Raw genomic sequence first — 17,635 nt, forward strand, 5'->3', positions numbered from 1 at the left:
GATCGTTACTTGAGAACCACGCCGTAGGAGTCCTCGAGCCACTTCAGCACAAAGGCCTTGGCACTGTCGGGGACCGTGGTTGCGGACTTGACCGCCTTTTGCGCACCTTGGCCGACGAACATCGGGTATTCGCCAACCTGTTTGGCCGCAAGTTCGTCGAAATCTTCGCGCGCGCGGACGGCCTCGAAAGCCGCAACATACGCGTCGATCACCTCCTGGGGGGTGCCTTGCGGCAGGAAGGCGATCTTCTGCGATGGGAAGCCGGCGACGAAGAACGCCTTCCACGCGTCCCATGCATCGCCCGAGGTCTCGCAGCCGTCGGTGGCTTCGCAGACCTCCTTGAAGGTCGGAATGTCGGGGAAGGTCGGATCGCGGACGATGTTGCCGTCCTCGTCCAGCGCGCCCCAGGTCATCATCGGCACCGCCGTGCCCGCCTCGACCAGCGCGGTCGAGCCGCCCAGATAGCCCGACGAGGTCTGGTAGTCGATCGTCGCCTCGCCGCGCTCGAACATCAGCCGGCCGTCGCCGCGGCCCTTGATGCCGAACACCGGCTCGACGTTCATGCCCAGCATCTCCCAGGCCAGCAGCGGGACCAGGTCCAGCCGCGTCGCGCCCTGGCTGCCGTAGATGAAGTCGATATCCTTCAGCGCGTTGGCCGAGCCGTCGAACCTGGCGCCATCCTCGGCGTTCAGGTAGGCCACGCCGCCGGTGCCGGTGGCCATCACCGGGTTCCAGTCGGAATATTCGTAGCGCACCCGCGGATCGTTCAGCAGATACGGGAACTGGGTGGACCCGGACGAGCCGAACAGCAGCGTGCCGTCGTCGTACTCCTGCTCCTGGAACCAGTTCGCGCCCTTGGTCGAGCCGGCGCCCGGCATGAACTTGACGACGACCGTGGGCTGACCCGGCAGTTCCTCGGACAGCAGCGGGGCGAAGAAGTTGGCCCACTTGGCCGAGCCGCCGGTCTCCGAGAACGGGATCACCCACTCGATCGTCTTGCCGCCAAACTCGACCTCGGCCGCGGCGGGCGCGGCGGCGGTCAGACTGGCGGCAACGCCCAGCGCGACGGCGCGGGCGGCGTTGAATTCGGTCATGGTTTCCTCCCTTATGACCAGAAGACCACGGCCGGCGCGCTGGCGCCGCCATGGTGACAATTCCCGGCGGAGATTGATTCCCCGCTCGCCGGACCGATCATGAGGGCGCAAGCTTGCGTGAAGCTTGCAAGGAGCAAGAATGCGGATTGCCGTGATCGAGGACAACGTGGCCCTGGCCAAGGCGATCGCCTATCGGCTGCGCGACCGGGGCCATGCCGCCGACGTGATCCACGACGGGCAGGAGGCCGACGCCTTCCTTGCCGGCGAAGGCGCGGACATGGTCGTGCTGGACATCAATCTGCCGGGCCTTAGCGGGCTCGACGTGCTGCGCAAGCTGCGTGCCCGGGGCAACGGTGCGCCGGTGATCCTGCTGACCGCCCGCAGCGAGACCAGCGACCGCGTCACCGGCCTGGACGCGGGCGCGGACGACTACCTGGTCAAGCCGTTCGACATGGACGAGCTCGAGGCCCGGATCCGGGCGCTCTCGCGGCGCAAGAACCTCGACTACGGCGCACGCGAACGGCTGGGCCCGCTGGAGTTCGACCGCACAAGCCGCCAGGTCACGGTGCACGGGGTGCCGCTGGACCTGCCCCGGCGCGAGCTGTCGACGTTGGAATGCCTGCTGGAACGGCGCGGTCGCATCGTGTCCAAGGCCCAGCTGACCGACCACGTCTACGGCGTCGGCGCCGACGTGGACGACACCGCGATCGAGCCGCACGTCTCGCGCCTGCGGCGCCGTCTGGCGGCGCACGGCATCGCCATCCGCACGGCGCGCGGCCTTGGCTACATGCTCGAGACGAAGGGCTGATGCCGCGCACGCCTTCCTTGCGGGTACGGCTGTTCGGTCTGATCCTCGGGCCGCTGCTGCTGATGGCGCTGGTGCTGGGCTACTGGCGCTACCAGGTCGCCCACGACACGGCCGAGGAACTGTTCGACCGCTCGCTGCTGTCCGCCGCGCTGGCAATCTCGCGCGATGTCGCGGTGTCGGGGGGCGACGCGCTGCAGCCTTCCACCCGCGAGTTGATCGGCGACGCGGCGGGAGGCGAGGTGTTCTATCATGCCACCGGGCCCGGCGGCATCTACGTCACCGGCTACGCCTACCCGCCGGTGAACGGCGGCCCGACGGTCGAGGACCGGTATGCGCCGCGCATTTTCACAAGCCTCTACCGAGGAGAGCCGGTACACGTCCTGCAAGTGACGGAGCGGGTGACGATCGACAACCTGACCGGCGACGCGACGGCGACCGTCTGGCAGCGCACTGAAGACCGGAATGCCTTTGCCAACCAGCTCGCCGTGCGTGCGGCCGGGCTGATCGGCGCGCTGCTGACGACCCTTGCGGTGGTGGTCTGGTTCGGGGTGCAGGTCGGCCTGCGCCCGTTGCTGGACCTGCAGGACGCGATCGCCACCCGCTCGCCGGACGATCTGAGCGTGATCCGACGCCCGGTCCCGGTCGAGGTGCGCGGCATCGTCCGGACGCTGAACCGGCTGTTTGGCCAGGTGCAGGGCAGCCTCGACGCGCATCAGGAGTTCATCTCGAACGCAGCGCATCAGCTGCGCAACCCCGCGGCCGCGGTCCAGTCGATGGCCGAGGCCCTGCGCGATGCCGACTCACCGGACGAACGGTCCCGCCGCCTGCGCGAACTGGTCGAGGCCGCCCGCGCCTCGGCGCGCATCGCCAATCAGTTGCTGTCGCTCGAGCGCCTGCGGCACGGATCTGCCGACGGGCACGGCGAGCCGATCGACCTGTGCGAGCTGGTGCGCGAGGCCTGCGCCGCCGCCGGCCCGGCCGTGCTCGAGGCCGGCGTGGAGTTCGAGCTGATGACGCCGCCGCAGGACTGCACGGTGCGCGGCGAACCGGTCTTTCTGGCCGAGGCGATCAAGAACCTGATCGACAACGCGCTGCGCCACGGCGGCACCGCGCTGACCCGGATCACCGTGAAGATCGGATGCACCGACGGGTCGACCACCGTCACCGTTGCCGATGACGGCGTCGGGCTGACGCCGACGGACAGTAACGCGGCGTTCAGCCGGTTCTCGCAGCTTTCGCCCGCCTCCGGCAGCGGTCTGGGTCTGGCGATTGCCCAGTCGGTGGCGCGTCATCACGGCGGGTCGTTGCGGATCGACCCCGTTGCACGGGGCGCCAGTCTGACGCTTGCGCTGCCAGCATGCGCGGACGCGCCGGCAGCCCGGGACGCATGACCGCCGGCCGCGCGCCAGCCGGACCCGGATCCAGGCTGGGGGCTTCTTCCCCGGCGCCTCAGCGCGGCAAATCGTCCGGGTGCCGGCCCGGAAGGGACTTGTACACCGGCAGCTGCCAGTCGAAGGCAAGCGCGCAGCTGCGCAGTCCGAACGCCGCGGCAAAGCCGCCGGCCGCCGAGACGGGCGGACCCACGCCCAGCGCCTCGGCGGCGACGTAGACCAGCGCGCCCGCCAGCGCCGCGGTGACATAGATCTCGCGGCGCAGCAGCACCGACTGCTCGTTCACCAGCACGTCGCGAAGGATGCCGCCCAGCGTACCGGTCAGCGTCCCCATGACCACCGCGACAATCGGGGACCCGGATACCAGCAGTCCCTTGTAGGCGCCGAACACGCCGTAGGCCGCCAGCGCCGCCGCGTCGAGCCACAGCAGCCAGCGATAGCGCGACTCGGCCAGCGGCGCGGCGAAGAACAGGCAGATCGCCGCCGCGGCGCAGACCAGGACGTAGAACGGCTGCGCCACCCAGAACACCGGCACGTCCAACACCAGATCGCGGACCGTGCCGCCGCCGGTGCCGGTCACCGCGGCGAGGAACACGAACCCGAGGATGTCGAGCTGCTTGCGCGACGCGGCAAGCGCACCGGTCGCGGCGAACAGCGCCACGCCGGAGTAGTCCAGGATCTCGACGGCAGTCATGGGCACCTCGCATCGCCGGTGGGCAGCTGTCGCCAGCCCTTAGGCGAAACGGGGCGCAAAGGCCACGGGGGGGGGGGGGCGGGATCGGCCTTTAGCGCCGGTGCGATCCGTCCGCAGGGAAGCGCATGAGGGCGCTGCCGTGATAGCGCGCGCGGATCACGGGCCGTAGAACACCCCCACCAGCCACAGCGGCACTGCCGGGACATAGGTGACCAGCAGCAGCACCAGCACCAGGACGGCGATGAACGGCAGGTTGGTCTTGGTCGTGCTCCACACGTCGGTGCGGGCGATCGAGCAGGCGGTGATCAGCACGCTGGCCACCGGCGGGGTCTGCTGGCCGAGGGCGATGTTCAGCGTGATCAGGATGCCGAACTGGATCGGGTCGATGCCGATCTCGTGCACCAGCGGCATGAAGATCGGCACCGTCAGGATGATCGCGGCGGCGCCGTGCAGCACCATGCCCACGAACAGCAGGAACACGTTGATGATCATCAGCACCAGGAACTTGTTGGTGGTGATGTCGGTGATCCCCGCGGCCAGCCGTTGCGGCAGCTCGGTCTCGGTCAGGTACAGCCCCAGCACCGCCGAGGCCGCGACCAGCAGCATGACCACCGCGGTCTGGTTCACCCCGTCGAGCAGCGCGTGATAGAGGCGGCCGAAGTTCAGTTCGCGATAGATGAACAGGCCGATGATCAGCGCGGACAGCACCGCCAGACCCGCGCCTTCGGTCGCGGTGACGATGCCGCCGAAGATGCCGCCCAGGATGATGACCGGCAGGATCAGCGCCCAGGACGCCTCCCTGGTGGCCTGCCAGAGCCGGCACAGGCTGAAACCCTCTTCGCGGGGCAGGTCATAGCGGACGGCGAAATAGTACGAAAGCGCCATCAGCAGGAAAGCCCCGATCAGCCCCGGCACGATGCCGGCGACGAACAGGCGGACGATCGAGGTGTCCGACAGCGCGCCATAAAGGATCATCGGGATCGACGGCGGGATGATGATCGCCAGCGACGCCGACGACGAGGTCAGCGCGGCGGCGAACCGGGGCGAGTACCCCTTCTTCTTCATTGCCGGGATCAGCACCGAGCCGGTGGCGGCCACGTCGGCGACGGCCGAGCCCGAGATCTCGGCGAAGAACAGCGACACGCCGACGTTGACCATCGCCAGCCCGCCGCGGACGAAGCCGATCAGCGCCGAGACGAAGCCGATCAGCCGGGTCGAGATGCCGCCGGTGTTCATCAGTGCGCCGGCCAGGATGAACAGCGGGATCGCGATCAGCGGAAAGCTGGTGGCGCCGTCATAGAGAGACAGCGCCGCGTTCAGAAAGCCGAGGTGCCCGTTCAGCAGCCAGACGCCGACCAGCGCGCTGGCCAGGATCGAGACCGCGATCGGCACGCCGATGGCGATCATCAGGAACATTCCCAGCAGGATCAGGGCCTCGGTCATCAGGAATTCCCTGCATTGGCGCGTGCAAGTTCGGATTCCGCGCGGGCGATCTCGTATTCGATCTCGGCCGCCTCGGGGTCGTGCCCGGCGCGGACCTCGACCCGGCGCTCGGGCAGGGTCAGAAGGCGGCCGAGGATCAGCAGCGCGGCGCTGACCGGCAGGATGCCCTGGACGAAGCTGCGCGGCACGAAGCGCAGCGTGGTCATGGTCTCGTTGCCGAAGATGTCCAGGATCGCCCAGCCCGCCCAGGCAGTGACGGCGAAAGTGGTCAGAAAGATCGCCTCGCCCAGCCAGAAGCAGACCATGCGCCCGGTCATCGGCAGGCCGAACAGCAGCCCGTTGAAGCCGAGGTGCGCGTTGCGCAGCCCGGCCAGGGCCGCGCCGGTGAAGGTGATCCAGGCCAGCAGCACGGCGGCGACCTCGTCGTACCAGATCAGCGAATTGCCGGAGTAGCGGAACGCGACGCCCAGAAGCACGATGCAGGCCAGCGCGACGATCATCAGGATCGTCGCGGCCTGAAGGGCGGCGTCGAGCAGGCGCGATAGGCGGGCCATCATCTTTGAGCGCAATCCCTGCAAGAGAATACGGGGCGCGGACGCGCCGCGCCCCGGTTCCGTGTCACGAGCCGTCGGCCAGCGACAGCACCTGGTCGATCATCGCCTGCCCGTTCTCGACTTCGCTGGCGAATTTCTCGTAGAGCGGCGCGGACGCCGCGACGAAGGCGGCCCGGTCGGTCTCGTTGACCGCCATTCCGCCGGCCTTCAGCTTCTCCAGCAGCTCGCCGTCCTGTGCGGCCCCCTGCTCGCGCGCCCACAGCGCCACCTCCTGCGCGGTCTCGGTCAGCACCTGCTGGATCTCGGGGTCCAGCTTCTCGAAAGCGGCGACGCCCACGGTCGGATAGGCGGGCGAGTAGATGTGCCCGGACAGCGACAGATACTCCTGCACCTCGTCCAGCTTGCCGCCGGCGATGTTGGTCAGCGGGTTCTCCTGCCCGTCGATGACGCCGGTCTGCAGCGCGACGAATACCTCCGAGAACGCCATCGGCGTGGGATTCGCGCCGTATTCCTTGAACATCGCCACCCGCCAGGACGAATTCGGCGTGCGGATCTTCAGCCCCTGCAGGTCGGCCGGCGTGGTAATCGGACGCTCGTTGTTGGTGATCTGGCGGAACCCGTTTTCCCACACTGCCAGCGGGCGGTATCCCTGCGCCTCGGCGGCCGGCACCAGCACATCCTTGAACAGGGTCTCGTCGATGCGGGCCAGATGATCGCGGTTTGCGACCAGGAAGGGCAGGTCGAAGATCGCATATTCCGAGGCAATTTCGGGCATGATCGACGAGGGCAGCGTCAGGTGCATCGTGCCCAGCTTGATCTTCTGCAGCATGTCCTTGTCCTTGCCCAGCTGCGAGCTGTCGAAGACCTTGACCACCGCGGTATCGCCCAGTTTCTCGTTCGCGCGCCGCGCGAACTCGCTGGCCGACTGCTCCTGCAGCGAGCCGGTGGCGGCGCTGATGCCGAAGATGATCTCTTCCTGCGCGGTGGCGCCTCCGCCCAACAGCGCCAGCGCCGCCGCGCCGAAGATCGCGTGTCCGAGTCTCATTGCTGTCTCCTCCCTTGGTGTATGGCGGGCACGCCGCCGGTTCTGGTTGCTGATCTCACCCGGCGACCGGCGCGAATTCGACCTTTCCGTCGAACAGGCCCGGCAGATCCGCGGCCGATACGGTCTGCGTCCGCGGCGCGCCGCGGCTGGCCAGGCGCCGGCCCAGCGCCACGGCATTGAAGGTCGCGCCGGTGTCGGCGATGCCCTGCCCCGCGATGTCGTAGGCGGTGCCGTGCGCGGGCGTGACGATCGGGAACGGGTAGCCCGCGATCAGCGTCACGCCGCGATCGAATCCCAGCAGCTTCATCGCGATCTGACCCTGGTCATGGTACATCGTCATCACCGCGTCGAATTCGCCCTTCACCGCGCGCACGAACACCGTGTCCGAGGGGATCGGCCCGGTCACGGCCATCTGCCGGGCGCGAGCGCGCTCGACCGCCGGACGCAATATATCCTCGTCCTCGTCGCCGAAGTTGCGCCCGTCGCCGGCGTGCGGATTCAGCGCCGCGACGCCGATCCGCGGCCGCTCGAAGCCGGCACCCTCCATGGTCTCGACGGTCAGGCGCAAGGCATCGAAGATGCGATCCTCGGTCAGCGCATCCGCCACGTCGCGCAGCGGGATGTGCGAGGTGACGCGAGCATTCCAGACCTCGTCCAGCACGTTGAACTCCCGCCCGGAACGGGTCGCGCCGATGGTCTGGTTGATGAACCCGATCTCGTCGACGTAGTCGGCCTTGGCCAACCGCATCCCGTGCTTGTTGAACGGTGTGAAGAACACCGTGCCAGCGACGCCGACCGCCGCCAGCCGTAGCGCCGCGGCGAAATTCTGCAATGCGGCGCGGCCGGTCGTCTCGCTGGCGGCGCCCGGGGTCACCGCGCCGGGGTCGCAATTGGCCATGTCGACGATGAAACTGCCGTTCGGCAGCCCCTCGACCAGCCCGCCGGGCGCCAGCACCGGCAGATCCAGCGTCACCCCGGCCTGACGGGCGCCCATTGCCAGCACGCGGGCGTCGCCGATCACGATCATGTCGCCACGATTCGCCTCGTCGTCGGCCAGCACGCGCGCGCTGAGCTCGGGGCTGATTCCGCCTGCGTCTCCGATGGCGAAGGCGACTCGGGGGGCATGAATCATGTATATTCTCTCCTTGTATACAAAATACATTGATCAAACTCGCCGCGCAATGCAAGAGGTTCTATACTGGCGAAAACGACGCGAGGCGGAGACAGCATGGCAGATCTGGGCATGACGGCGGGCGGGCCGGTCGCGATCCGCAAGCAGACCCTGCACGATCAGGTGGCCAACCGGATCCGCGACCTGATCATCGAGGGCTATCTGGAGCCGGGCAGCCGAATCGACGAAACCCGGCTGATCGAGCAGCTGGAAGTCTCGCGCACCCCGTTCCGCGAGGCGCTGCGCACGCTGGCGGCCGAGGGGCTGGTCATCATCCGCCCGTCCCGCGGCGCGGTGGTCCGGAAGCTGACGCCGCAGGACGTCCACTCGATGCTGGAGGTTCTGGCGCATCTGGAAAGGCTCGCCGGACAGCTGGCGTGCGAACGGGCCAGCGACGCCCAGGTCGCGGCGCTGATCGCGCTGCACGAAGAGATGATGCGGCACTACGAAAAGCGCGAGCGGATGCCCTATTACAAGCTGAACCAGGAGTTCCACTCGCGCCTGGCCGAGATGACCGGCAACGAGACCCTGCAGGAGATGCAGCGCAACATCCAGGCGCGGCTGAAGCGGATCCGCTTTCTCGGCAACCGCTCGCCGGAGTACTGGGCCGCGGCGGTCGGCGAGCACGAGAGGATGGCGGACGCGCTGTCGCGCCGCGACGGGCAGGCGCTGGGCGAAGTCATGGCGCAACACCTGTCGAATACCTGGGACCGGGTGAAAAGCATCGTCTGAGACGCTTGCCAGCGCGACTGTCGCAAAAAAATGCGGACCGGAGGGCAGGACCGGTCCGCCAGATAGGCGCGTCTCGACAGGCAACGTGACTGCGCCGAAAACGATGTTCTCAGGATGCGACTGACGGCTGACGCATCTGCTGCACGATCCGCAAGGCCGCGTCGTGGCTTGCCTGATTGACCCGAAGAAGCCGCTCGTGGCGTGTCAGAACCCAGTCGTCCTGTCTTGCGTCGGCTGGCAGCGCCGCGAACCGCGCCTGCTGCCGGGCCTGCAACGCGCAAAGGTGCTCCGCCAAGGCGCGCTGGCGGTCCGGCCGCTTCAGCGCGTACGCAACGAAATCCATGACGGTACCGCAATCCGGCACGAAGCCGTGGACGGTGGTTTCCGGCCCGCATTCACTGTTGCGATCCGCGCTCCGCGCGTTGCCGGCCGTGCGGTGGTGCGGCGTGAACAGTGCCGCGTCGGGCGAAGCCTCGTCCTGAGCATAGGTCATTTCGCGACCTCCTGGTCTGTTGTCGGTACGGGCAATCTAGGTCACGTCGCGGCCGGGCATTCGCAGCGGTTTTGTCGAACTGTGACAAGCTGTGTCACGCTCTCGGAGCAGCAACCGCGTCGCAAAATCTGCTGCGGCGAATCTTCCGTTTCTGCTATGAGATCGGATCGCGCGGCACGGCGCCGCGGGACGTGGCAGACTCATGACATCGGCAAAACACATCCTCGTCGTGGACGACGATCCGGACATCTGCGAACTCGTCGCCGGCATCCTCATGCGCGAAAACTACGCTGTCAGCCGCGCATGGAACGTCGCAGGCGCCCGGCAGCAGCTTGGCACAACCGACGTCGATCTGATCATCCTCGACCTCATGCTGCCGGATCAGGACGGGCTGAGCTTCTGCCGCGCGCTGCGCGGCGAGGCGGTCGCCACGCCGATCATCATGCTGACCGCGAAGGGCGATGATTTCGACCGGGTGCTGGGGCTGGAGATGGGCGCCGACGACTACCTGGCGAAACCGTTCCACAGCCGCGAGCTGCTGGCGCGGATCCGGGCGGTCCTGCGCCGCAGCGCCGGCGCGCTGCAGCCGGCCAACGAGCCCTCCGGGCGCTTCATCCGCTTCGAGGGATGGACCCTCGACACTGCGAAACGCGAGCTGGTCTCCGCCAGCGACGTCGTGGTGTTTCTCAGCGGCGCGGAATACGAGCTTCTGCTGGCATTCCTGACCTGGCCGCAGGTGACCCTGTCGCGCGAGAAACTGCTCGACGCGACGCGCGGGCGCTCGGCGGCGATCTCGGATCGCAGCATCGATATCCAGGTCAGCCGCCTGCGCCGCAAGCTCGGCGACGACCCGAAAACACCCCGCATCATCCGAACGATCTGGGGAGACGGCTATCTGTTCACGCCGGATATCGCCCGATGATGCGCGCACGCAGCATGCGGGGCGAGACCTCGGCGATCATCATCATCAGCTTCCTGCTGTCCCACGTGGCAGGCTACCTGTTCTACGCGCTGGACCGGCGTGACGCGATCGAGATGACCGGAGCGGTCGATCTGGCCGAGCGTGCGGCGGGCATCAGCCGGCTGCTGCGGGACCTGCCACCATCGTGGCGCCGCGACGTGATCCAGTTCTCGGACAGCCGCACGTTCCGCGTATGGTCGGGCGACGAGCCGTCGGTGCACGCGCTGGCTTCCTCCGACGAGGAATTGGAGATCGCGGCCTACCTCCGCTCGCAGCTGCCGCGGATCGCGGATCACGACATGCGGGTCCGCTTTGTCGGCAAAGCCGACAGCAGAAGCGCCCCGCCCACGTTCGAGGCCACCGCCCCCGCCGCGCCGCCGACCGCCGGCCTGGATCCTCCGGAAGACGGCGCGGCGCTGGAGATATCGATCCGGCACGCGGCAGGCGAATGGATCAACTTCCTGGGCGCGCTCAACACCCCGAAGTCGCTGCTGCCCGAACTGCTGGTGGCGAACCTGGTCTCGGCGGTCCTGGGCATCGCGCTGGTCGCGTTCTGGCTGGTGGGCCGCGTCACCCGCCCGCTGGCCAGATTCGCCGAGGCCGCCGAGGCGCTTGGCCGGGATCTGTTCCGCCCGCCGCTGGTCGTGACGGGCCCGGCCGAGGTCGCCGTCGCGGCCGCGGCCTTCAACCGGATGCAGCAGCGGCTTACCCGGCTGATCCAGTCCCGGACCGAGATGCTGGCCGCGATCTCGCACGATCTGCGGACACCGCTGACGCAGATCCGCCTGCGGCTGGAGATGATGCCGCTGACCACCGAACGGCGGAAGACCCTGGCCGCGATCGACGACATGGACGCGACGATCGGCAGCTTCCTGTCGTACGCGCGGGCGGCTCACGACAGCGAGGAGAAGTCGCGCGTCGATCTGGGCGCACTGGTCAGCAGCATCTGCGACGACCTCGGCGATTGCGGCGCGCCCGTCACCTGCGACTGCGAAAGCGGTCTGGTGATCCGGTGCAAGCGCCTTGCGGTCAAGCGGGCGATCGTCAACCTGATCGACAATGCGGTGAAATACGGAAACGAGGCGGATGTTCAGGTCCGGCGCTGCGGACGCCAGGTCGTGGTCGGCATCGCCGACACCGGACCCGGCATTCCGGAGCAGGAGATGGCCGCTGTGCTGCGGCCGTTTCACCGGGGCAACCGGACGCAGCACGGCGGCGCGCGACCCGGCACCGGACTGGGCCTGAGCATCGCGCAGGCAGTGGTGGAGGATCACGGCGGCGAACTGCGGCTCTCGAACCGGCCCGGCACGGGTCTGCTTGCCGAGATCATTTTCGCCGTCTGAGCCCGCTCGTCGCAGCCTCATGTTCCCGCCCCCTGCCCGGAGTTTCGTCGTGATCCTTGACCTCGGCACCACCGCCCCCTTTGCCGCGATCGCGCTTACGCTGTGCGTCTTCGTCGTGTTCCTGCTCGAGGTGCGGGAGGCCGAGGTCGTTGCGTTGTGCGGCGCGGCGGCGGCGCTGCTCCTCGGGCTGGTGACCGTCGAGGACGTGCTGCGGGCGATCGGCAATCCCGCCCCGGCGACCATCGGCGCGATGTTCGTCCTCAGCGCCGCGCTGGTGCGCACCGGTGTGCTGGACTTCGTGGCCCGGCACCTCAGCAGCGGTGTCGCCGCCCATCCCCGCCTGACTCTCGCCGGGTTCTTCGTCGCCGCAGCGGCGGCATCCGCCTTCATGAACAACACTCCGGTGGTGATGGTGCTGATACCGGTGATGTTCGCGATGGCGAAGGAGATCGGCGTCAGCGCCTCGCGGCTGCTGATCCCGCTGTCGTATGTCGTCATTCTCGGGGGCACCTGCTCGCTGATCGGGACATCGACCAACCTGCTGGTCGACGGCGTCGCCCGAGACATCGGCCTGGCCCCGTTCACGCTGTTCGAGATCGCGCCGCTGGGCATAGTCGTCGCCCTTGTCGGCGGTGGGTTCCTGGCACTCGCGGCCCCGAGGCTGCTGCCCGACCGGTACGCACTCGGCGATTCAGCCGGATTGCGCGACCGCAGGTTCTGGACCGTCGAGCTGTTCGTCCCGACCGGATCGCCGCTGATCGGCCGGCGCGTCGACGGCGTCGCCGAGTTCAGGCGGGGGTCCGGGCGCGTGATCGACCTGATCCGGGACGACGCGTCGCTGCGCCTACATCTCGCCACGGCAGAACTCCGCGCCGGGGACCGCGTTGTGCTGCACACCTCCGACGCCGAGGTGATGGGCTTCCGCGAGCGCGGCACCGCCGGACTGGAGATCGCCGGCGCCGAGATGGCGCAGGCCAGAGCCAGCGTCGTGGTCGAGGCTCTCATCGGTGCCAATACAGCAGCCGCGGGCCGGAAGATGCGGGACCTGGGCTGGCGCCGTACCTATGGCGTCTACCTGGTCGCGGCGCACCACCGCGGCGCCATGGTGGACCTGAACGACGCCGAGACCCGGCTGGCAGCGGGCGACACCGTGCTGCTGGACGGCCCGGCGCCGAACATCGAACGTCTCGCCCGGGAAGAGGATCTGACCCTGCTCGCGCCGATTGCCGCGCGGGCCTACCGGCGCAGGAAGGCGCCGGTCGCGGTCGCGGCCATCGTAGGCGTTGTGCTCGGCGCCGCGCTGAACCTGGCGCCGATCCTTCCGCTCGCAATCATCGGCGTCGCGGTCGTGCTGCTGACCAACTGCATCGACGCCGACGAGGGCATGGGCGCGGTGGACGGCCGGCTGCTGCTGCTGGTGGTGTCGATGCTCACCATCGGCAGCGCGCTGCAGAATACCGGGGCGATGCAACTGATCGTCGACCGGCTTGCACCGCTGCTTTCGGGGCTCAGCCCGCTGCTGGCCCTGGCAGCGGTCTACGCCATCACCTCGCTGCTGACCGAAATGGTCACCAACAACGCGGTGGCGGTGGTGATGACGCCGCTCGCTGCCGGGGTGGCGGCGCAGCTGGGACTCGATCCGCGCCCGTTCGTCGTGGCCGTCATGTTCGGGGCCAGCGCCAGCTTCGCCACCCCGATCGGCTACCAGACCAACACCATGGTCTACAACGCCGGCGGCTACCGGTTCCGGGATTTTCTGCGGATCGGCATTCCGATGAACCTCATCGCGGGCGCGGTCACCGTCCTGGTGGCGCCACTGATCTGGCCCTTCACCCCGTAGCGCGCCCGCGCTGCGGCCTGTGCGATGCCCGGCCGCTCACACCGCGGTTTCAGGGTCCAGAAGTTGCGCGCGCAGCGCCCGCTCATCCAGCGGCGCGCCCGAGAACAGTGCCCAGGCCTGCACGCCCTGGAAAAAGAACAGCTCCCACCCGGAAACCACCGAAAGCCCCGCGGCGGCGGCGTCGACCAGGAACCGGGTCTCCACCGGCGTATAGACGGCGTCGAACGCCCATTCGGCACCCCGCATCGCGTCGCTCGGCAGGGGCGTGCCGCCGTAGCCGTCCATGCCGACCGGCGTGCAGTTGATCAGACCCTGCGCCCCGCCGGCAGCGGTTTCCGGCTCGTCCCAGATGCTGACCCGCATGCCACCCGCAACCGGCCGAAGCGCCGCGGCAAGGGCCTGGGCCCGGTCCGGATCCCGGTCGGACAACCGAAGCTCGCGGGCGCCGAGCTTTGCCAGCCCGAACGCCACCGCCCGCCCGACCCCGCCGGCGCCGATCATCAGCACGATGCCGGGCGCGCGGCCGCCGCGGCCCGTGCGATAGGCGGACATGAAGCCGGTGTGATCGGTATTGTGGCCGCGCGGCCCGTCCGGCCCGAACAGAACCGTGTTCACCGCGCCGATGGCGCGCACCGCGGGATCGTCGATGCGTACATGGCGCACCGCCCTTTCCTTGTAGGGATAGGTCACGTTGATCCCGCGATATCCGCCCAAGGCGCAGGCATCGAACACCTGCTCGAAACTCTCGCGCCGCTCGGGGGGAACCAGCCGGTCATAGCAGACGTCGAGCCCGTTCTGCCGTCCCGCCAGACGGTGCAGCAGCGGCGCGTGCGATCCTGCGATATTGTCGCCGATCAGGCCCAGCCTCAGCGTCCTCCGATCGGTCATTGCCAGCACTCCTTCGCCGCCGCGACGCCGCGCGGCCTTCCTGCACCGTCCAACGGGTCTAGATCAGGCGCGGCGAAAGGAACAGACGGCATGCCGTCCGCGAGCTGTCCGGAACATGCGGCGCAGAACACCGGGGCAGAACAACGGGGCAGCATTGCCGCGGCCGGTGAGGCCGGCCCCCAAGACCGGTGCGGTTCGCGCTTGTTCCCGAGCATCCTTGCCATACCCGCCCGCAAGGGGATCAAATGACCATGATTTTGCAAACCCGGGAGCCGGCATGACAACTCCGTGCATCATCTGCGTCGCGATCACCGGTTCGGTGGCGCGAAAGTCCGACAATCCGGCGGTGCCCGTCACCGTCGACGAGCAGATCGAATCCACCCATGAGTCCTACGAGGCCGGTGCCGCCATCGCGCATTGCCACGTCCGCAACGACGACGGCAGTCCCAGCTCCGACCCGGAGAAATTCGCCCGCCTGAAAGAGGGTCTGGAGAAGCACTGCCCGGGCATGATCATCCAGTTCTCGACCGGCGGCAGGTCGGGCGCGGGCAAGGCGCGCGGCGGGATGCTGCCGCTCGGGCCCGACATGGCGTCGCTGGCGGTGGGATCGAACAACTTCCCGACCCGGGTCTACGAGAACCCGCCGGATCTGGTGGACTGGCTGGCTGCCGAGATGCTGGCGCACGACGTCAAGCCCGAGATCGAGGCCTTCGATCTGTCGCATATCTTCAAGGCCATGGAGATGGCCGACAGGGGCCAGTTCAGCGGCACGCCCTATGTGCAGTTCGTCATGGGCGTGAAGAACGCGATGCCCGCGGACCGCGAGGTATTCGACTTCTACGTCAAGACCGTACACCGGCTGTTCGGCAGCGATGCGCCGTGGTGTGCGGCCGGGGTCGGCGCCAACCAGATCGTGCTCAACGACTGGGCGATTTCGGGCGGGGGGCATGCGCGGACGGGTCTGGAGGACAATGTTCGGCTGGACCGGACCACGCTGGCGCCGTCGAACGCGGCGCTGGTGCGCCGGACGGCAAGGCTTTGCGACAGATACGAACGGCCGGTGGCCGATCCGGCGCAGGCGCGCCGGCTGCTCGGGCTGCGGCCGGCCGCGAGCTCCTGAGCGCGCCGCTATGGCCGGGCACCGAAGGTTTGCCCCGATCGCCGCGGCGATGATACACATTCGTCCGTAGGTCCAGTCACTTCCAGCACGCCAGCCACGCGAGGTCGCCTGAATGAAACCCCTGTTCGTCTCGTTCGCATTGTGCGGCGCACTGGCCGCACCCGCCTTCGCCGAAGGCGATCCGACTCGCCGCGGAACGAGGCTCGAACCGCTGGTCCTGGATGCGGCGCAGGGCTTTTCGCAGCGCCGCTTCGAGCTCGAGACCGGCGTCTACTACCGGTGGCGGATCGAGAGCGACGGGCTGGAGGAATACAAGCTGGTGGCCCCCGAGTTCTTCCGCGAGATCTGGGTCGACCAGGTGGTGGTCGAGGACAAGGAAGTGAAGCCGTACGGTCTGCACGCGGTCGAGTTCGACGACGCCGGCACCATCGACGTCTGGTTCGTCCCGATCCGCCCAGGCACCTACGAGTTCTATGTGGTCGGGCTCGAGGAACTCGGCTTCCGGGGCGAGTTCGTGGTCAGATGAGGGCCGCGCTGGCACTGCTGCTGTTGCTGTGGGCAAGCGTCGGTGCCGCACAGGACGCCAGCCGCCCCTGCCGCGCCCTCGAGGCGCGCCTGACCCAGGCGCCGGGGCCGCTCGAGGGCCGGCTGCTGAACGAGGCGTTGTTCGAGGCGGCCGGTCTGGACTGTCCGGCTCTTGCCGCCGACCTGCTGACAAAGGGCGCCTCGCCGCATGCCCGCAACCGGTTCGGGGCCACGCCGCTCAACACGGCGGCGGGCCGCGGCGCGCGCGAGGTGGCGGCGCAGCTGCTGTCGGCCGGGGCCGAGATCGAGCACCGGAACCTCGCGGGGGCGACGCCGCTGATGGTGGCGGCCCGGCACGGCCGGCGCCGGATGGTCGCCGAGCTGCTGGCCGGCGGTGCCGATGCGGACGCCGCCGACGATCAGGGCGTGACGCCGCTGATGGCGGCGGCGTTCGACGGCAACGACCGGCTTGTCGACTTGCTTCTGAAGGCGGGCGCGGCGCCGTCGGCACTGGACCGCAGCGGGAAGTCCGCCCTCGCCTACGCGGCTGGACGCGCCTTCCGCTCGACCGTCGAGCGGCTGCTCGCTGCCGGCGCCGAAGCCGATCAGCGTGGCGGACACCGGCTGACCGCGCTGATGTGGGCGGCGGGGCACAGCAACGATGCGCCGCCGCGGGACGGGATCGCGGTGGCCGAGCTGCTTCTGGGCGCCGGCGCCGCGCTGGAGGCGCGCGACGACCGCGGCCGCACGCCGCTGATGATCGCCGCGGCCCGGGGTAACGCCGCGATGACCGCATTCCTGCTCGAGCGCGGCGCGGAGCCTGCGACAACCGATCTTGCCGGGCTGACCGCAGCGGACCTGGCCGCCGACGAGGCGGTGCGGGCGGTTCTTCGCGGCCGCCGCTCAGAGTGAGGCGAGATAGCGCGCCAACGCCTCGATCGTCGCGTCGTCCAGCTGTTTCATCGTCGATATCTTGTCGGGCGCGTTCATCCTGACCTCGTTCTTGAAGTCCTTCATCGTCTGCTCCAGATAGGCCGGCTGCTGCCCGGCGGCGCGGGGGATCCGGCTGTCGCCCTCCCACTTGCCGTGGCAGGCACTGCATTGCCCGCCGGTGATACCGGCGTTGGCGAGCCTGGCGTCACCCTCTTCGGTGGCGGCCTGGATCGCGGGCCAGTCCTTGGCCGCGTAATACTCGGCAAGCTGCTTCGCCTGGTCGCGGTCGTACTCGGCGGCGATGCCGGTCATGACCTCGTGCTCCCTGCGCGCCGCGGCATAATCCCGAAGCTGGGTGTAGATGTAGAAATACTCCTGCCCCCAGATGATCGGAGTGGTCTCGTCCACCGGCATCCCGGCCTCGCCGTGGCACCCGGCGCAAATCTGCGCTTCCGCCTCGACGTCGAAGGCGGCGTCCTGCGCAAGACCCGGGCCCGCGGCCAGGCACGCGCTCAACCCGCCAAGAATCGTTCGCATTGGTCACTCCCGTTGTGCCGCACGAGAAGGGGCGGGCAATTCGTGCCCGCCCCGTCGTCGGCC

18 protein-coding genes are annotated in these 17,635 nt (G+C 68.7%); 9 read left to right on the forward strand and 9 right to left on the reverse strand.

From position 1 onward, the window contains the following. Positions 1 to 5: 5 nt before the first annotated feature. Complete coding sequence (locus GE300_RS11605) at positions 6 to 1,094, reverse strand: type 2 periplasmic-binding domain-containing protein (RefSeq protein ID WP_154446737.1); 1,089 nt, start codon at positions 1,092 to 1,094, stop codon at positions 6 to 8. A 139-nt stretch (positions 1,095 to 1,233) separates the two neighbouring features. Between GE300_RS11605 and GE300_RS11610 the strand changes: the two genes are divergently transcribed. Beyond that, entirely contained in the window at positions 1,234 to 1,902 is a 669-nt protein-coding gene (locus tag GE300_RS11610; RefSeq protein WP_154446738.1) for a response regulator transcription factor, read from the forward strand. After that, positions 1,902 to 3,293, forward strand: coding sequence for a sensor histidine kinase (locus GE300_RS11615; RefSeq protein WP_154446739.1), 1,392 nt, complete (start codon positions 1,902 to 1,904; stop codon positions 3,291 to 3,293). The genes GE300_RS11610 and GE300_RS11615 overlap by 1 nt, the downstream gene beginning before the upstream one ends. Before the next feature lie 58 nt (positions 3,294 to 3,351). On the opposite strand, the gene GE300_RS11620 is transcribed toward GE300_RS11615, so the two are convergent. The 5 genes from GE300_RS11620 to GE300_RS11640 form a co-directional block, all read right to left on the reverse strand. Next, a complete protein-coding gene (locus tag GE300_RS11620) occupies positions 3,352 to 3,987 on the reverse strand; it encodes a trimeric intracellular cation channel family protein (RefSeq protein ID WP_154446740.1) in 636 nt (211 codons plus the stop codon). 156 nt (positions 3,988 to 4,143) lie between these two features. Then, positions 4,144 to 5,430 carry a TRAP transporter large permease gene (locus GE300_RS11625; RefSeq protein WP_154446741.1) on the reverse strand — a complete coding sequence of 429 codons (1,287 nt, stop codon included), beginning with the start codon at positions 5,428 to 5,430 and terminating at the stop codon, positions 4,144 to 4,146. After that, on the reverse strand, positions 5,430 to 5,987 hold the full coding sequence (locus GE300_RS11630) for a TRAP transporter small permease (RefSeq protein ID WP_233416956.1): 558 nt from the start codon (positions 5,985 to 5,987) through the stop codon (positions 5,430 to 5,432). The genes GE300_RS11625 and GE300_RS11630 overlap by 1 nt, the downstream gene beginning before the upstream one ends. A gap of 61 nt (positions 5,988 to 6,048) precedes the next feature. Beyond that, a complete protein-coding gene (locus tag GE300_RS11635; protein WP_154446743.1) occupies positions 6,049 to 7,029 on the reverse strand; it encodes a TRAP transporter substrate-binding protein in 981 nt (326 codons plus the stop codon). A 55-nt stretch (positions 7,030 to 7,084) separates the two neighbouring features. Beyond that, positions 7,085 to 8,161: a 4-hydroxythreonine-4-phosphate dehydrogenase PdxA gene (locus tag GE300_RS11640; RefSeq protein WP_154446744.1), complete on the reverse strand. Its 1,077-nt coding sequence runs from the start codon at positions 8,159 to 8,161 to the stop codon at positions 7,085 to 7,087. Positions 8,162 to 8,257: 96 nt separating this feature from the next. Between GE300_RS11640 and GE300_RS11645 the strand changes: the two genes are divergently transcribed. After that, complete coding sequence (locus tag GE300_RS11645; RefSeq protein WP_154446745.1) at positions 8,258 to 8,932, forward strand: GntR family transcriptional regulator; 675 nt, start codon at positions 8,258 to 8,260, stop codon at positions 8,930 to 8,932. Between the two features lie 109 nt (positions 8,933 to 9,041). On the opposite strand, the gene GE300_RS11650 is transcribed toward GE300_RS11645, so the two are convergent. Then, the gene (locus tag GE300_RS11650) at positions 9,042 to 9,425 is read right to left on the reverse strand and encodes a hypothetical protein (RefSeq protein ID WP_154446746.1); all 384 of its coding nucleotides are present in this window, start codon (positions 9,423 to 9,425) and stop codon (positions 9,042 to 9,044) included. 202 nt (positions 9,426 to 9,627) lie between these two features. Between GE300_RS11650 and GE300_RS11655 the strand changes: the two genes are divergently transcribed. From GE300_RS11655 to GE300_RS11665, 3 genes are read left to right on the forward strand one after another with little or no spacing between them, the layout of a single operon-like run. Next, the gene (locus GE300_RS11655; protein ID WP_154446747.1) at positions 9,628 to 10,347 is read left to right on the forward strand and encodes a response regulator; all 720 of its coding nucleotides are present in this window, start codon (positions 9,628 to 9,630) and stop codon (positions 10,345 to 10,347) included. After that, positions 10,344 to 11,729, forward strand: a complete 1,386-nt coding sequence (locus tag GE300_RS11660; protein WP_154446748.1) for an ATP-binding protein — start codon at positions 10,344 to 10,346, stop codon at positions 11,727 to 11,729. Before GE300_RS11655 ends, GE300_RS11660 begins: the two co-directional genes overlap by 4 nt. A gap of 49 nt (positions 11,730 to 11,778) precedes the next feature. Then, a complete protein-coding gene (locus GE300_RS11665) occupies positions 11,779 to 13,569 on the forward strand; it encodes an SLC13 family permease (protein ID WP_325063210.1) in 1,791 nt (596 codons plus the stop codon). Between the two features lie 36 nt (positions 13,570 to 13,605). Here GE300_RS11665 and GE300_RS11670 read toward each other — a convergent pair whose 3' ends face one another. After that, a complete protein-coding gene (locus GE300_RS11670; protein ID WP_154446750.1) occupies positions 13,606 to 14,457 on the reverse strand; it encodes a shikimate dehydrogenase family protein in 852 nt (283 codons plus the stop codon). Between the two features lie 277 nt (positions 14,458 to 14,734). Here GE300_RS11670 and GE300_RS11675 point away from each other — a divergent pair, with 277 nt between their 5' ends. The 3 genes from GE300_RS11675 to GE300_RS11685 all read left to right on the forward strand — a co-directional run bounded on the left by GE300_RS11675 (position 14,735) and on the right by GE300_RS11685 (position 17,014). Continuing rightward, on the forward strand, positions 14,735 to 15,577 hold the full coding sequence (locus tag GE300_RS11675) for a BKACE family enzyme (RefSeq protein WP_154446751.1): 843 nt from the start codon (positions 14,735 to 14,737) through the stop codon (positions 15,575 to 15,577). 112 nt (positions 15,578 to 15,689) lie between these two features. Beyond that, positions 15,690 to 16,103 (forward strand): cupredoxin domain-containing protein, encoded by a 414-nt coding sequence (locus tag GE300_RS11680; RefSeq protein WP_154446752.1) that lies wholly within the window; start codon positions 15,690 to 15,692, stop codon positions 16,101 to 16,103. Next, positions 16,100 to 17,014 carry an ankyrin repeat domain-containing protein gene (locus tag GE300_RS11685; RefSeq protein WP_154446753.1) on the forward strand — a complete coding sequence of 305 codons (915 nt, stop codon included), beginning with the start codon at positions 16,100 to 16,102 and terminating at the stop codon, positions 17,012 to 17,014. The genes GE300_RS11680 and GE300_RS11685 overlap by 4 nt, the downstream gene beginning before the upstream one ends. Here GE300_RS11685 and GE300_RS11690 read toward each other — a convergent pair. Then, the gene (locus GE300_RS11690) at positions 17,006 to 17,572 is read right to left on the reverse strand and encodes a c-type cytochrome (protein ID WP_154446754.1); all 567 of its coding nucleotides are present in this window, start codon (positions 17,570 to 17,572) and stop codon (positions 17,006 to 17,008) included. The two genes, GE300_RS11685 and GE300_RS11690, sit on opposite strands and share 9 nt — an antisense overlap. Positions 17,573 to 17,635: the final 63 nt, after the last annotated feature.

Source organism: Halovulum marinum (assembly GCF_009697225.1).
GTDB lineage: Bacteria > Pseudomonadota > Alphaproteobacteria > Rhodobacterales > Rhodobacteraceae > Halovulum > Halovulum marinum.